The following is a 13,765-nucleotide window of genomic DNA, read 5'->3' as shown; positions in this document are numbered from 1 at the left end:
CCGCGCGCCCTTTGCCGCTGCGCTTTCTCCTCACGCCCCGTCGGGCCGCCGCCAGGCAAAATGCGCCCGGCCACATTTTAAGAAAAAACCGCCTGTGCCTCGATTTTTATCACCTCTTTTTCAGGCGCAGGCCGATGCGCTATCCTCGGTAAAAAAGCGCATGTTTAGACCAAACATGACAAATATCAAAGAAAAACGGTATACTCTGCCACCTGACGCAATAATTTCAACACTAATTATTGCGCCATGTAGCCAGTGGAAAATTCTGCTGAACGGCTATGCTTTAATTTTCTCAATGCCGCGAACTGTTTCGTTCAATCGGTTCGCGACCTTGAGGAATTTCATGTGCTATTACAGGGTAACTCTATGAAACTACGTAGGAAGCGTGTCAAACCTATTGGGCTGGATGACGTCACTATTATTGATGATGCCCGTTTGCGGAAAGCCATTACCGCCGCGTCGCTGGGGAACGCGATGGAATGGTTTGATTTCGGTGTGTACGGCTTCGTCGCCTATGCGTTAGGTAAGGTGTTTTTCCCGGACGCCTCGCCAGGCGTACAGATGATCGCCGCGCTCGGAACCTTCTCCGTTCCCTTTCTGATCCGACCGCTGGGCGGCCTGTTCTTCGGCATGCTGGGCGATAAGTATGGTCGCCAGAAAATTTTGTCGATCACCATCGTGATTATGTCGATCAGCACCTTCTGTATCGGCCTGATCCCCTCCTACGCCTCGATTGGCATCTGGGCGCCGGTTCTGCTGCTGATCGCCAAGATGGCGCAGGGCTTCTCGGTGGGCGGTGAATACACCGGCGCCTCGATCTTCGTCGCTGAATATTCGCCCGACCGCAAGCGCGGCTTTATGGGCAGCTGGCTCGACTTCGGCTCTATTGCCGGCTTCGTGCTCGGCGCGGGCATCGTGGTGCTGATCTCCGCCATTATCGGCGAAGCGAAATTTATGGAATGGGGCTGGCGTCTGCCGTTCTTCCTCGCGCTGCCGCTCGGCATTATCGGCCTCTACCTGCGCCACGCGCTGGAAGAGACGCCCGCCTTCCAGCAGCACGTCGAAAAGCTGGAGCAAGGCGACCGCGAAGGGCTGCGCGACGGCCCGAAAGTTTCGTTCAAAGAGATTGCCAGCAAACACTGGAAAAGCCTGCTGGCCTGTATCGGTCTGGTGATCGCCACCAACGTGACCTACTACATGCTGCTGACCTACATGCCGAGCTATCTGTCGCATAACCTGCACTACTCGGAAGATCACGGCGTGTTGATCATCATCGCCATTATGCTCGGCATGCTGTTTGTGCAGCCGGTGATGGGGATGCTCAGCGACCGCTTCGGCCGTCGTCCGTTTGTGATTATCGGCAGTATCGCGCTGCTGATCTTCGCTATCCCCGCCTTTATGCTGATCAACAGCGGCGTGCTGGGGCTGATTTTCGCCGGTCTGCTGCTGATGGCGGTGATCCTCAACGCCTTTACCGGCGTGATGGCGTCGTCACTGCCGGCGATGTTCCCGACCCATATCCGCTACAGCGCGCTGGCGAGCGCCTTTAACATCTCGGTGCTGATTGCCGGTCTGACCCCGACGCTGGCGGCATGGCTGGTGGAAACGACTAACAATCTCTATATGCCAGCCTACTACCTGATGGTGGTGGCAGTGATCGGTCTGATCACCGGCATCTATATGAAAGAGACGGCGAATAAACCGCTGCGTGGCGCCACGCCAGCCGCTTCCGACCTTGAAGAGGCGCGTGAAATCCTGCAGGAGCATCACGACAATATCGAGCAGAAAATCGAAGATATCGACGAAGAGATCGCCCGCCTGGAGGCGAAGCGTAAGAATCTGGTGCAGCAGCACCCCGATATTAACGAGTAATCGCGTTAAGGCCCGCCACTCGGCGGGCTTTTTTTTACGCCGCACACAATCTTCATTCTCGCGCGCAAAAAGGAGTAGACTATCGCTACTTTTTTCACCTGCGTAAGAATGAATATGTCTGACTTTTCTCTGATCCAGCGCCCGAGAAGGCTGCGTGCCAGCCCCGCGATGCGCGAACTCTTCCAGGAAACCTCCCTCAGCCTGAACGATCTGGCGCTGCCGATTTTCGTTGAGGAAGGCGTTGACGATTACAAAGCGATTGAAGCGATGCCGGGCGTGATGCGCATTCCGGAAAAGCGTCTCGCCTATGAAATTGAGCGTATCGCTAAAGCGGGCATTCGCTCGGTCATGACCTTCGGCATCTCGCACCACACCGACGCCACCGGCAGCGATGCCTGGAATGAAAACGGCCTGGTGGCGCGCATGTCGCGCATCTGCAAAGAGACCGTGCCGGAAATGATCGTCATGTCCGACACCTGCTTCTGCGAATACACCAGCCACGGCCACTGCGGCGTGCTGTGCGATCACGGCGTCGACAACGACGCGACCCTGATCAATCTCGGCAAACAGGCGGTGGTGGCGGCGGCAGCGGGCGCGGACTTTATCGCGCCGTCGGCGGCGATGGATGGCCAGGTTAAGGCGATCCGTCAGGCGCTGGACGCGGCGGGCTTCACCCAGACCGCCATTATGTCCTACTCCACCAAGTTCGCCTCGTCGTTCTACGGCCCCTTCCGCGAAGCGGCGGGCACCGCGCTGAAAGGCGATCGCAAAACCTATCAGATGAACCCGATGAACCGCCGCGAAGCGATTCGCGAGTCGCTGATCGACGCGGCCGAAGGCGCGGATTCGCTGATGGTGAAACCGGCAGGCGCCTACCTCGACGTGCTGCGCGAAATCCGCGACCGCACCGAGCTGCCGCTGGCGGCGTACCAGGTCAGCGGCGAGTACGCGATGATCAAATTCGCCGCGCAGGCGGGCGCCATCGACGAACGTAACGTGGTGCTGGAAAGCCTGGGCGCCATCAAGCGCGCCGGCGCCGATCTGATTTTTAGCTATTTCGCCCTTGATCTCGCCGAACAGAAAGTGCTCTGATCGTCTCCCCCATCCTGCCTTCGCAACGACGGCAGGATGCCTTTTATTTCTTGCGGCCGTACCCGCTTCGCTTCACCTGTCTAACCCACAACAAGAGTACCGCGATGAGAGCACCTCCACATCCGGCTAACGAGGCGCAACGCCTTGGCCAGCTGCACGACATGAAGATCCTCAATACGCCGCCGGAAGAGCGCTTTGATCGCCTGACCCGGCTGGCGCGCCGCCTGTTCAACACCCCGATTGCGCTGGTCAGCCTGGTCGAAGCCAGCCAGCAGTGGTTCAAATCCGTTTCCGGCCCCTTTGAGGCGCAGACTACGCCGCGCGACATCTCGTTTTGCGGCCATGCCATCCTGCAGGACGACGTGATGGTGGTGGAAAACACCCTGTGCGACGACCGGTTTCACAATAACCCGCTGGTGACCGGCGAACCCCATATTCGCTTCTACGCTGGCTGCCCGCTGCGCGGGCCAGCCGGTGTTAACGTCGGTACGCTCTGCATTCTCGGCAGCGAGCCGCGCGATTTCAGCGCCGACGACCGCGCCACGCTGCGCGACCTGGCGGCGATGGCCGAAGCGGAGCTGGCGGCGTTTCAGAGCGCGACCTGCGACGAGCTGACGCAAATCACCAACCGCCGCGGCTTTATGACCCTGGGCCAGCTAGTGCTGAACGACTGTCTGCTGAAGCAGCGTCCGGCTAGCCTGACCTTTCTCGATCTCGATAAGTTCAAGCAGATCAATGACACCCTCGGCCACCGCGAAGGCGACCGCGCACTGATGGACTTCGCCGACGCGATGAAAGTCTGCTTTCGCCATCACGATCTCTTTGCACGCCTGGGCGGCGATGAATTCGTGGTGCTGTTCAACGGCCTGCGCCAGCCGGAAGCGGATGCGCTGCTGGCTGACTTTGAACGTCATTTGCAGCAGCAGAGCCGCAGCCTCAACCGCCGCTACGCGCTGCGCTTCTCCTCCGGCGTGGTCGAGTTCGACGCCGCCCATTCGAGGAGTCTGGAGCAGATGCTGGAAGAGAGCGACGCACGCATGTACGCCGCCAAAAAGCGCAGGAACGCGCTCGCTTAGCGCTGCGCGAGCGCCGCAATCAGCGCCTGGTTGAATTGCGCCGGCGCCTCCATCTGCGGCGCATGGCCCATGCCGGGGAATTCAATCAGCCGCGCGCCGGGAATGCGCCGCGCCGCCTCTTTGCCCAGCACGTCGTAGTGACCCAGCGTCGCCTTCACTTCAGGCGAGGCGATATCGCTGCCGATGGCGGTGGTGTCCGCCGTGCCGATCATCAAGGTGGTCGGCACCTTTAGCTCGCCGAACTCGTAAAACACCGGCTGGGTGAAGATCATGTCGTAGATCAGCGCCGAGTTCCACGCCACCCTCTTATGCCCCGGACCGGCGTTGAGGCCCGCCAGCATATCGACCCATTTGTCATACTCCGGCTTCCACTGGCCGCTGTAATAGGTGTGCTGCTCATACTTTTTGATGCCCGCCGCGTCCAGTTTCAGCTCGCGCTGATACCACTGATCGACGCTGCGCCAGGGCGCGCCTTTGGCTTTCCAGTCCTCCAGCCCGATGGGGTTTACCAGTACCAGCTGCTGCGTCTCGCCCGGATACATCAGCGCATAGCGCGTGGCGAGCATGCCGCCGGTGGAGTGGCCGACGATCACCGCTGTCTGCACGCCGAGATGCGCCAGCAGCTGATGAGTGTTGTCCGCCAGCTGCTGGAAGCTGTACTGGTAGTTCGCCGGCTTGCTGGCGCTGCAAAAGCCGATCTGGTCCGGCGCGACCACGCGGTAGCCCGCCTGGCTCAGCGCGCGAATGCTCTCTTCCCAGGTGGCGCCGCAAAAGTTTTTGCCGTGCAGCAGCACCACGGTCTGGCCGTTGGCGTTGCGGGTCGGCCTGACATCCATATATCCCATGCTGAGCGGCTGCTGCTGCGAGGTAAAACTGAAGCGCTGCAGCGGAAAAGGATACTGAAACCCTTCCAGCTGTTCGCCATAGGTGCCGGCGGCCAGAGCGGGCGCGGCGCTCAGCAGGGTTATCGAGGCGAGCAAAGCGGCAAGCGGTTTTTTCAGGCCAGAGGTCGGGCGCATGCAGTGATCTCCATATTGAACAAAAGTGCGGCAGTGTGACACGCGCGGCAGTCAGTCGTATTGTTGCGCTGTGTCATGTTGATGATTTTCCTTCAGGAAGCGTAGAGGGTTCGTGTCATTTTTCCTGTTATCCGGCTGTGGGGCAGAAAGCCGCGCCGGTCAATTTTCCCTCTGAACCTTGCAAAAATTCTAAATATTCCCGTCTGAGCGTGGCAAGCCATTAACCTTTATTTAGGGCTTTTATTTAATTTTCACAACTTAAAAACAACACACCTCTTTTTTTGATAAAAAAACCCTATTTCGCTCCTCTTGCAAAAAAATAAACATGCATTTTCTGATATTTCTTTACTGAAGCCGCGTATAGCGAAAGATTAACTTCTCTACACTATGCGCAACTGTTTGATGAGGTGGGTTATGGGTGAGAAAAAATATAACGAAGAAGTGATTGATAGCATTACCGAGTGGATCAATAGCCATCTCGATCAGCGTTTGAGCATCGATGATATCGCTGAAAAATCGGGTTATTCAAAATGGTATTTACAGAAGCTGTTTGCGCGCTGCCGTAACGAAACCCTGGCGCGCTATATCCGTAAACGCAAGCTGGCCGCCTGCGTTCACGCCCTGAAAAGCAGTTCGACGCCGATTATTACGCTGGCGGTGAAATACCATTTTGAAAGCCAGCAATCTTTTACGCGATCCTTTAAGCAGGTGATGGGCTGTACGCCGTACGTCTGTCGTAAGCGACAGCTGGATCCGCATATCCAGGCACAGCTGGAAGGCAATATTAATCCCTGCGAACTCTGTCGTCAGGCGCAGCCCGTCGCCCGCGATACCAAACGTTTTACGGCGGCGCGTCTGGATATTCGCCATCTCGACGCCGCTGAGGCCTGTAATGAGCTGCGCTGATTTTTTCTTTTGCCGTCAATAATAAAGGGCGATTGCTTCGCCCTTTATTTCGCTACTCTTCATCCGGCGTATAATACTGCACGCCGATTTTAATTCGTTCGCGCCCGCTGGCCACGCGATGACGATTGCTGTCGCGCAGCGAATAAACGCAGCCGCAATATTCCTGCTGATAAAAACGCTCGCGCTTGCTGATTTCAATCATGCGCGCTGAACCGCCGCCTTTACGCCAGTTAAATTCCCAGTAGAGCATATCGGGATAGCGCGCGGCGGCACGCACGCCGCAGTCGTTGATTTGCTGCATGTTTTTCCAGCGCGAGATGCCCAGCGAGCTGGTGATCACCGGAAAGCCGTGCTCATGGGCGTAGAGCGCGGTGCGCTCGAAACGCATATCGAAGCACATGGTGCAGCGTTCGCCGCGCTCCGGCTCCCACTCCATCCCTTTTGCGCGCGCAAACCAGTTGTCGCGATCGTAGTCCGCATCGACGAACGGCACGCCGAACTGCTCGGCAAAGCGGATATTCTCCTCTTTGCGCAGCTCATACTCTTTCAGCGGATGGATATTGGGATTGTAGAAGAAGATGGTGTAGTCGATGCCGGAGGCCAGCATCGCTTCCATCACTTCGCCGGAACAGGGCGCGCAGCAGGAGTGCAACAGCACTTTATTGTGACCGCCTGGCAGCGGCAGCGGCTTACGCTGAACGGATTGAGACATAATTACTCCTTGTCAGACTCTGCCGCGAGTGTAGTGTTTCGCCGCTACAGATGCAAAAAAGGCGCTGGCGCGCCCTGATTCACCACTGCAACAGCTGCCCGGCGTAGTCCACATAGTGATGGCCGCCGCGTCCGCGATACGCCTCTAGCTGCTGCACCAGCCCTTCGCCGCTCTGCTCCACCGTGACCGGCGCCGATTCGCCGCCCATATCGGTTTTCACCCAGCCGGGATGCAGCGACAGCAGCGTCGCCTGATGCTGGTTAATCTGCGGCAGCAGCGCGCGGCTGAGCATATTGAGCGCCGATTTACTGGCGGAGTAGATCGGCAGCGCCGCCGTATCGTTTTCATTCAGGCTGCCGAGAATCGAGGTGGTGAAGCCGATCACCCCGTTCTGCTTCGCCAGCAGCGGCAGCAGGGTCTCCGCGCTGCGCACCGGCGCGATGGTGTTGGTCAAGAACAGCTGCGCCAGCTCGTCATCGCTGCTCTGCAGCAGATTCTGGTGCGACGGCCCTGAAACACCGGCGTTGATCAGAATGATATCGAAAGTGTCATCCTTAAGCTGCGCCGCCAGCTGCCGCACCTCATCCTGGTGAGTCATATCCAGCGCGTACCACCGGGCGTCGGCCTGCGGCGCGCTGCTGCGGTAGGTTGCAGTGACCTGCCAGCCCTTTGCCGCCAGCGCCTTAACCACCGCCAGACCAATGCCGCGCGATGCGCCGATCACTAATGCTTTGCCTGCCATATCCGTTCCTCTCTGATGAAGTGACCTACACAGCTTAGAGCCTGGCGCGGGAAGCTGCGCGGCAGGCGCACGGGGTGTAAAAAAGGCGGCTCGCGCCGCCCCTTTGTTTAGTGTGCCGCCATCTGGTCCGGCAGCTGCAGCAGCCTGCGCTTGCCCGCCACTTCATCGGCCTTCACCGGCGTCGCGGCGTTGCCCCAGCTGTTGCGGATATAGGTCGAGACCGCCGCAACCTGGTCGTCCGTCAGCTTCCAGGCGAAGCTCGGCATGGCGCCGCTGGTGGGGTTGCCCTGGGTGACCGCGCCGCGTCCGCCCTGCAGCACCGTGGTGATGATGGAGGAGGCGTCGTCCGCCAGCAGCCCAGGATTGTTCGCCAGGCTGGCGGCCAGGTTCGGGATCCCTTTGCCGTCGCTGTTATGACAGGCGCTGCAGTTGGCGCTGTAGACGTTCTCGCCCGTTTTCATCTGCGCGCTGTCGCGCGGCGGCGGCGACGGCGGCGGCGTTGCAGAGGCGGGCTGCGCCTTCAGATAAGTGGCGATGGCGCGCAGATCGGCGTCGCTGAGGTGCTGCGTCGAGTTGGTGACCGCTTCCGCCATCGGGCCGGACGCCACCGCGACGTGGTTACTGCCCAGCTTCAGGTAGTCCACAATCTGCTCTTTACTCCAGCTGCCGATGCCGACAGTGCGGTTTGACGTCAAATCCGGCGCGTGCCACTCGCTGAGGTTACTGCCCTGCAGATAGTCGCCGGTGTCGCCACCGAGCAGGTTTTTCGGCGTATGGCAGGCGCCGCAGTGCTCCAGCCCCTCCACCAGATAGGCGCCGCGATTAAACTCCGCAGATTTGCCCGGATCGGTTTCAAAGCCGCTGTTGCGGAAGAACAGTAGGTTCCAGCCCATCATCGCCAGGCGGATATTATAGGGGAAGCCCAGATTGGTCTCCGGCACCTTGTAGCGCACCGGCTTCACCGAGCGCATATACATCCAGAGATCGTGCATATCCTGGTCGCTGACCTTCACGTAGGCGTTGTAGGGCATCGCCGGGTAGAGATGCTCGCCCTCTTTGCCTTTGCCGTGCCGCACCGCGCGGTAAAAGTCACGCTCGGTCCAGCTGCCGATGCCCGTCTCTTTATCCGGCGTAATGTTGCTGGCGAAGATACCGCCGAAGGGCGTGCTGATAGAGTAGCCGCCCGCAAAGGCGTCTTTGCTGCCTGGCGCGGTATGGCACGCCACGCAGTCGCCGGCGATCGCCACGTAACGGCCGCGCGCCACCGCAGCGGCATCGCTTGCCGCAGGCGGCTGACTGGTCAGCGTCTGGTTGTTCGCCACATCATCGGCCGAGGCATCGCCGTTTTGCCACAGCAGGCCCGCGGCGATAATGCCTGCGATCACCGCCGCGCCGCCTGCAAGGGTTGTTTTTTTCATATCACACCTTCACCAGTGGGCCGGGATTTTTCAGGTAGCGATCGACAATCGCCTTCGCCGTCCAGAGGCTGAGCGCGCCGATGGTGCCGGTTGGGTTGTAGCCCGCGTTGTTCGGGAACGAGGAGGCGCCCAGCACAAACAGGTTGTGCATATCCCAGCTCTGCTGATAACGGTTAAGCACGCTGGTTTTCGGATCGGTGCCCATCACCGCGCCGCCGATGGTGTGATCGCTGGCGAAGTTGTAGGGCGAATATTTGCCCGCCGCCGAATTGGTGCCGATGACGGTTTTCGCGCCCATCGCCTTGCCGATCTCAACGCTCTTCTCTTCGATAAACTTCGCCGAGCGGCGGTCGTTGTCGTTGTAGTCGAAGGTGACGCGCAGCAGCGGGTTGCCGTTGCCGTCTTTATATTCCGGGTCGAGATCGAGGTAGTAATCTTCGTGAGAGAAGCTGGTGCCCTGGCCGAAGATAAAGGTCGCGTTCTGGAAGGCGTGGGTATAGGCCTTTTTCCACGCTTTGCCCCAGCGCGGCGTGCCAGGCGGCAGCGCGTCGGCGTTGCCGATGGGACGCGCGCCGCGCGCGACCACCAGAATGCCCGCGCCGCCAATAAAGTCCTTATCGCTGTGGTCGAAGTTATCGCCGTTCCAGTCATCCACCTGCTGCGACAGCGCGCCTGCGCCGATAAACTGGTTCAGGTATTCATTTTCGAAGAACAGGCTGGCGCCAGAAACGGTCTGGAAGCTGTAGGCGCGCCCCACCGTGCCGGTTTTGGTTTCCGGATTGTAAGGCTGGCCGATTTTCGACAGCAGCAGCAGACGCACGTTTTGCATCTGGAAAGCGGACAGAATGACGATATCCGCCGGCTGCACCCACTCTTTCTTGTTTTTATCGATATAGGTGACGCCGGTGGCGGTTTTGCCGTCTTCCGCCTTATTGACGCGCACCACCGCGGAATCGGTCAGCACGGTGAAATTCTCGCGCTGCATCAGCGCCGGAATGACGCAGGCGTTCGGGCTGGATTTCGAGAAGTTGCCGCAGCCGTAGTAGAGACAGTAGCCACAGTAGGTGCATGGGCCCATGCGCACGCCGAGCGGGTTAACGTAGGCGCGCGAGGTCTGGCCGGCGGGCACCATAAAGGGGTGCTGGCCAAGCGATTTCGCTGCATCGCGGAACAGATCGGTCAGGCGCGTGCTCTCCAGCGGCGGCAGCGGATAGTCGCTGCTGCGGTTGCCTTCGAACGGGTTGCCGTCAGGCACGATTTCGCCGTTAAGCCTGCCCGCTTTGCCGGAGACGCCGGCGATCTTCTCGAATCGATCGTAAAACGGCTCCAGCTCGTCGTAGGTGACGCCCCAGTCCTGCAGGATCAGCCCTTTGGCGATCTTCTCTTTGCCGTAGCGCTCAACCGTCTGGGTGTAGGGTTGCAGATCCCACGGCGTAAAACGCCAGGCCATCCCGGCCCAGTGGGTGCCGGAACCACCGACGTTGTAGCCCAGTTCATTCAGGTTCCATTCGCGCGTCGGCAGCGCGGTTTCGCTGCGGTTATTACGAAAGGTGGTGGTTTCTACCGCAGGCGGCAGCAGCATGCTGCGGCGGGTATCCCAGCGCAGCTCGTCAGTATCGATAGAGGGTGGAAAATCGGTCGCGGTTTCAAACCAGGGGCCGCGTTCGATGGCAACCACGTTCAGGCCGGCGCGGGTCAGCTCTTCGGCAATCAACGAGCCGCACCAACCCAGGCCGACGATCACAGCGTCAGCTTTTGGACGAATATTTTGCATGTGTTAACTCACTGCTCAGTCAGACTGAAGAGTCAAAGGGTGTTATCAATCAGGCTGGTGGGGATGATATTGAGCTTCTTCCCTTTCTTGCCAATCAGGTCGCGGAAGTCGTAGCGCGCGCCGGGAAAACCGATCATTTTCCAGCTCGCCATCTCTTTGTTGCCGCCGTAAATCGGATCGGACAAAAAGCCTTCGCGCACGTTCTGCAGCAGCAGTTCGAAGAAGACTTTGGTTTCGACGTCCGCTCCCAGATCGAGCTGATTAGCCTCCATGCGGCGCAGCAGTTCGTCCTGCTGTTCGCCGTTTAGCGCGACAAAGGGCTGGTGGAAGGTTTTTTGCGTGTAGGCGTCGAGCGCGGCCAGTCCCTGACGATAGCGCTGCGCGGGGGTCAGCGGCGACTGCGGCCCCTGCTCCGGCGTGCCTTTGACGAAGCGCCCCAGTCGATAGATCGCCGCCGCGCTGCCGTAGTCGCCCGCCAGCTGGCGATCGATAAAAGTGGCGCAGCCCGCTTCCTTGCCGCTGATGCTCAGTTCGTCGGCGGGGATAAAGCGTTCGGCGATAGCGCCGACGGTGTCGAACTCCTGCTGCGTGAGATACTGCAAACCGCCTTTGCGCGGCGCGGGCGGCGTATTGATTTTGCCCGGCTCCCAGGGTTGACCGCCCTGCACGGTTTCGGCTTTGGCCATGGGCAGCGATGATGCCACGCCCAGGGCAGCCACGGAGGTGAGAAACTCTCTGCGTTTCATATTTTCCCTGCCAACGAATTAATCACATTAATTTATTTAACGGTATGAAGAGCCTGCTCAATACGATTATTGATGACATAGCCTTCTCTGCCCGCCGGAATAAAATTCTGGCGGCAGCTTTTTTTATTTTTAGTAGAATTTACGTCTGAAAACGGAAAAGCCGTTTTTAGTCAGAGACTGATTGTTAACATCAAAAAAATCGTTATCCATTTATTAACAACAAAATAATCATAAATTTTTAACGTACTTTCGGAAAGCGCAGCGTTGATGAAAAGCCATCATAAAATGCATCATTTTATTTATTATCATGCAGTTAAAGACATCATGCTTTGCACTGCTATTTAGCATCGCGCTGGCGAACGGCGCAAACTGCTTTCTCTACGTGATTAAAGCCTGTTTTTTCGCTGGCTTTTTCACCAGCTTTAGCCTGCATTTAACCCGCGACATGAAATTTCATCAAAATGCGCTGGCGCAACGGTCAACGCGGTTATTAAAATAGCGCCGATATCGTCAGGATCTATTACGCGCTCGCTGAATAAACAGCAGCATTATCGGGCGCGCGGTGGTAACAGCATGACAAATAAGGTCATGCGTGGAGCAATAATGAAAAAGCTCACCCTTGAGATGGTGGCAAAATTAGCGGGCGTCGGCATCGCAACGGTCGATCGGGTATTAAACGAACGCGGCGGCGTTTCGCCGGAGACCACGCGCAAGGTGTTAAAAGCGGCGCGCGACGTCGGCCTGAAGCGGCTGCTGCCGGAAGAGTATCGCCATCCGTGGCAGATTGAGGTGTTTCTCAGCAATAACGGCTCGTCGTTTTTCCAGCAGCTGGTGCGCTATTTCGGCGAGGTGGCGGGCGAGCTGGGCTACCGTCGCATTACCCTGCATAAAACTCTGGTGGCGGAGTCACAGCCGGAGAAGCTGGCGCAAAGCATTATCGCGCGTAGCGCCACGCGCGACGGCATTATTGTTTTCGGCCACGACTATCCGCCCATCTATCGCGCGCTGGCGCTGTGTCGCAGCCGTGGCGTGCCGGTGATCACCATCGTCACCGACCTGCCCGACGCCGAGCGACTCTGCCATGTCGGCATCGATCAGTATCAGGCGGGCCGCACCGCCGGTTTGCTGATGAGCAAAGTCGTGAATCAGCCGGGCGATATCGTGATGGTGAGCGGCCGCTTTGACTACTGGGCGCATCGCCAGCGTATCGCTGGCTTTCGCGAGGTGATGATGCAGCGCGCGCCGCAGCGCCATCTGCGTGAGGTGCTGTTTGGCCTGGATCAGCGTGACACCATCCGCACGCTGCTGGACAGCAGTCTGGCGCAGTCGCAGCACGTCGCAGGCCTCTACAATACCGGCATGGGCAACAGCGAAGTCAGCGAAACGCTGCGCGCGCATCAGCTGCTGGGCCGCTGCGGCTATATTACGCATGAACTCTATTCGGTGACGCGCCGGCTGCTGCGCAACGACGAACTCGCTTTCGCGCTGGATCAGAACGCGCAGCAGCACGCGCGTCTGGCTATTGACCTGCTGCTGCGTCATCTGGAGAGCGGCTACCAGCCCGATGTTTATGAAGAGGGCAAAGTCGCCCTGCGGCTGTTTACGGCGGAGAATCTGGATTAAAGGTGCCGTGCACTTCCATCGGCACGCCGTCATAGTGGGTCATCGCCAGCGAGCTGGCGCTGGCCGGATCGAACAGCGACAGGCTTTCGATCTGATCCACCATCAGCACTTTACGAAACGCCATGGCGTTTTTCGGTTCCGAGGTGAGCGTAATGTTGTGCTCGGCGTACCAGCGGCTGTAGTTGTGCTCAATCGACATGCTGAGCGTTTTGCTGTCGCGATAGCCGCTGAGCATCGGGATGATCACGATATTGGCGGTGTTTTCATACTCGAAGGTGGCGGCGTGCACCATGCCGATATAGATGCGGCGCGATTTCAGGGTGATCCACGCCAGCTCCCCTTCCTGCATGCACTGATAGAGCAGCTGTTCCACGCCGTTCGATTTAGAGAGCTGCTGATAGAGGTCTTTGCGGCCGCTGCTGTTAAGGCGCGCGCTTTCTGACCAGTTAGAGCGGTACATACAGAACCCTACCGCAAAGGCGAGCATCACCACCACCGGCGCCTGAATGCCGAGGAAACTCCAGTTCATAAACTCCATCTGCCAGCGCAGATGTTCGCCAGGTATTACCTGCAGCGCATTGGCGCTGCTGGAGACGATCAGCAACAGCAGCCAGATAATGGCGGTCGCCAGCATCCCCTGCAGCACGAAGATACAGCCGTACAGCGCCACCAGAAAATAGACGTCCCAGCCTATGCTGCGCCGGACCTTGAAGCGGCTGGAGAGATCGCGGCTGGTGTACCAGTAGCCGCAGACCATCAGCACCATAAATATCGCCGTCCCCATC

The 13,765-nt window shown here is 58.7% G+C and carries 12 protein-coding genes; 5 read left to right on the top strand and 7 right to left on the bottom strand.

The genetic code is table 11. The annotated features are described in order from the left end of the window. The first annotated feature begins 366 nt into the window (after positions 1 to 366). From proP to B2J69_RS03375, 3 genes are all read left to right on the top strand, one after another. A complete protein-coding gene (proP, locus tag B2J69_RS03385) occupies positions 367 to 1,872 on the top strand; it encodes a glycine betaine/L-proline transporter ProP (protein WP_081136423.1) in 1,506 nt (501 codons plus the stop codon). 114 nt (positions 1,873 to 1,986) lie between these two features. Then, complete coding sequence (gene hemB / locus B2J69_RS03380) at positions 1,987 to 2,964, top strand: porphobilinogen synthase (protein WP_081136656.1); 978 nt, start codon at positions 1,987 to 1,989, stop codon at positions 2,962 to 2,964. Positions 2,965 to 3,068: 104 nt separating this feature from the next. Then, positions 3,069 to 4,040 carry a sensor domain-containing diguanylate cyclase gene (locus B2J69_RS03375; protein ID WP_081136421.1) on the top strand — a complete coding sequence of 324 codons (972 nt, stop codon included), beginning with the start codon at positions 3,069 to 3,071 and terminating at the stop codon, positions 4,038 to 4,040. On the opposite strand, the gene B2J69_RS03370 is transcribed toward B2J69_RS03375, so the two are convergent. After that, positions 4,037 to 5,059, bottom strand: coding sequence for an alpha/beta fold hydrolase (locus tag B2J69_RS03370; RefSeq protein ID WP_081136419.1), 1,023 nt, complete (start codon positions 5,057 to 5,059; stop codon positions 4,037 to 4,039). The genes B2J69_RS03375 and B2J69_RS03370 overlap by 4 nt on opposite strands. A 414-nt stretch (positions 5,060 to 5,473) precedes the next feature. Between B2J69_RS03370 and B2J69_RS03365 the strand changes: the two genes are divergently transcribed. Beyond that, positions 5,474 to 5,965, top strand: a complete 492-nt coding sequence (locus B2J69_RS03365; RefSeq protein WP_081136417.1) for a helix-turn-helix domain-containing protein — start codon at positions 5,474 to 5,476, stop codon at positions 5,963 to 5,965. A 52-nt stretch (positions 5,966 to 6,017) separates the two neighbouring features. Here the strand turns inward: B2J69_RS03365 and B2J69_RS03360 are convergent, their stop codons facing one another. From B2J69_RS03360 to B2J69_RS03340, 5 genes are all read right to left on the bottom strand, one after another. Then, entirely contained in the window at positions 6,018 to 6,677 is a 660-nt protein-coding gene (locus tag B2J69_RS03360) for an epoxyqueuosine reductase QueH (protein ID WP_081136415.1), read from the bottom strand. A 79-nt stretch (positions 6,678 to 6,756) separates the two neighbouring features. Beyond that, a complete protein-coding gene (locus tag B2J69_RS03355; protein ID WP_081136413.1) occupies positions 6,757 to 7,419 on the bottom strand; it encodes an SDR family oxidoreductase in 663 nt (220 codons plus the stop codon). A 107-nt stretch (positions 7,420 to 7,526) separates the two neighbouring features. Then, entirely contained in the window at positions 7,527 to 8,837 is a 1,311-nt protein-coding gene (locus B2J69_RS03350; protein WP_081136411.1) for a c-type cytochrome, read from the bottom strand. Between the two features lies 1 nt (position 8,838). Next, a complete protein-coding gene (locus tag B2J69_RS03345; RefSeq protein ID WP_081136409.1) occupies positions 8,839 to 10,611 on the bottom strand; it encodes a GMC family oxidoreductase in 1,773 nt (590 codons plus the stop codon). A gap of 32 nt (positions 10,612 to 10,643) precedes the next feature. Further along, the gene (locus B2J69_RS03340; RefSeq protein ID WP_081136407.1) at positions 10,644 to 11,357 is read right to left on the bottom strand and encodes a gluconate 2-dehydrogenase subunit 3 family protein; all 714 of its coding nucleotides are present in this window, start codon (positions 11,355 to 11,357) and stop codon (positions 10,644 to 10,646) included. A gap of 603 nt (positions 11,358 to 11,960) precedes the next feature. Between B2J69_RS03340 and B2J69_RS03330 the strand changes: the two genes are divergently transcribed. Next, entirely contained in the window at positions 11,961 to 12,980 is a 1,020-nt protein-coding gene (locus B2J69_RS03330; protein WP_081136403.1) for a LacI family DNA-binding transcriptional regulator, read from the top strand. Here B2J69_RS03330 and B2J69_RS03325 read toward each other — a convergent pair. Next, positions 12,958 to 13,764, bottom strand: a complete 807-nt coding sequence (locus B2J69_RS03325) for a hypothetical protein (RefSeq protein WP_081136401.1) — start codon at positions 13,762 to 13,764, stop codon at positions 12,958 to 12,960. The genes B2J69_RS03330 and B2J69_RS03325 overlap by 23 nt on opposite strands. Between the last annotated feature and the right edge of the window lies 1 nt (position 13,765).

It is taken from the genome of Pantoea latae (genome assembly GCF_002077695.1).
GTDB lineage: Bacteria > Pseudomonadota > Gammaproteobacteria > Enterobacterales > Enterobacteriaceae > Pantoea > Pantoea latae.
This window is presented reverse-complemented; position numbering and strand designations above follow the sequence as displayed.

What these genes read in the sequence shown, in the direction of transcription:
- proP (WP_081136423.1), top strand. Translation starts at nt 367, where the DNA reads ATGAAACTACGTAGGAAGCGTGTCAAACCTATTGGGCTGGATGACGTC.
- hemB (WP_081136656.1), top strand. Translation starts at nt 1,987, where the DNA reads ATGTCTGACTTTTCTCTGATCCAGCGCCCGAGAAGGCTGCGTGCCAGC.
- B2J69_RS03375 (WP_081136421.1), top strand. Translation starts at nt 3,069, where the DNA reads ATGAGAGCACCTCCACATCCGGCTAACGAGGCGCAACGCCTTGGCCAG.
- B2J69_RS03370 (WP_081136419.1), bottom strand. Translation starts at nt 5,059, where the DNA reads ATGCGCCCGACCTCTGGCCTGAAAAAACCGCTTGCCGCTTTGCTCGCC.
- B2J69_RS03365 (WP_081136417.1), top strand. Translation starts at nt 5,474, where the DNA reads ATGGGTGAGAAAAAATATAACGAAGAAGTGATTGATAGCATTACCGAG.
- B2J69_RS03360 (WP_081136415.1), bottom strand. Translation starts at nt 6,677, where the DNA reads ATGTCTCAATCCGTTCAGCGTAAGCCGCTGCCGCTGCCAGGCGGTCAC.
- B2J69_RS03355 (WP_081136413.1), bottom strand. Translation starts at nt 7,419, where the DNA reads ATGGCAGGCAAAGCATTAGTGATCGGCGCATCGCGCGGCATTGGTCTG.
- B2J69_RS03350 (WP_081136411.1), bottom strand. Translation starts at nt 8,837, where the DNA reads ATGAAAAAAACAACCCTTGCAGGCGGCGCGGCGGTGATCGCAGGCATT.
- B2J69_RS03345 (WP_081136409.1), bottom strand. Translation starts at nt 10,611, where the DNA reads ATGCAAAATATTCGTCCAAAAGCTGACGCTGTGATCGTCGGCCTGGGT.
- B2J69_RS03340 (WP_081136407.1), bottom strand. Translation starts at nt 11,357, where the DNA reads ATGAAACGCAGAGAGTTTCTCACCTCCGTGGCTGCCCTGGGCGTGGCA.
- B2J69_RS03330 (WP_081136403.1), top strand. Translation starts at nt 11,961, where the DNA reads ATGAAAAAGCTCACCCTTGAGATGGTGGCAAAATTAGCGGGCGTCGGC.
- B2J69_RS03325 (WP_081136401.1), bottom strand. Translation starts at nt 13,764, where the DNA reads ATGGGGACGGCGATATTTATGGTGCTGATGGTCTGCGGCTACTGGTAC.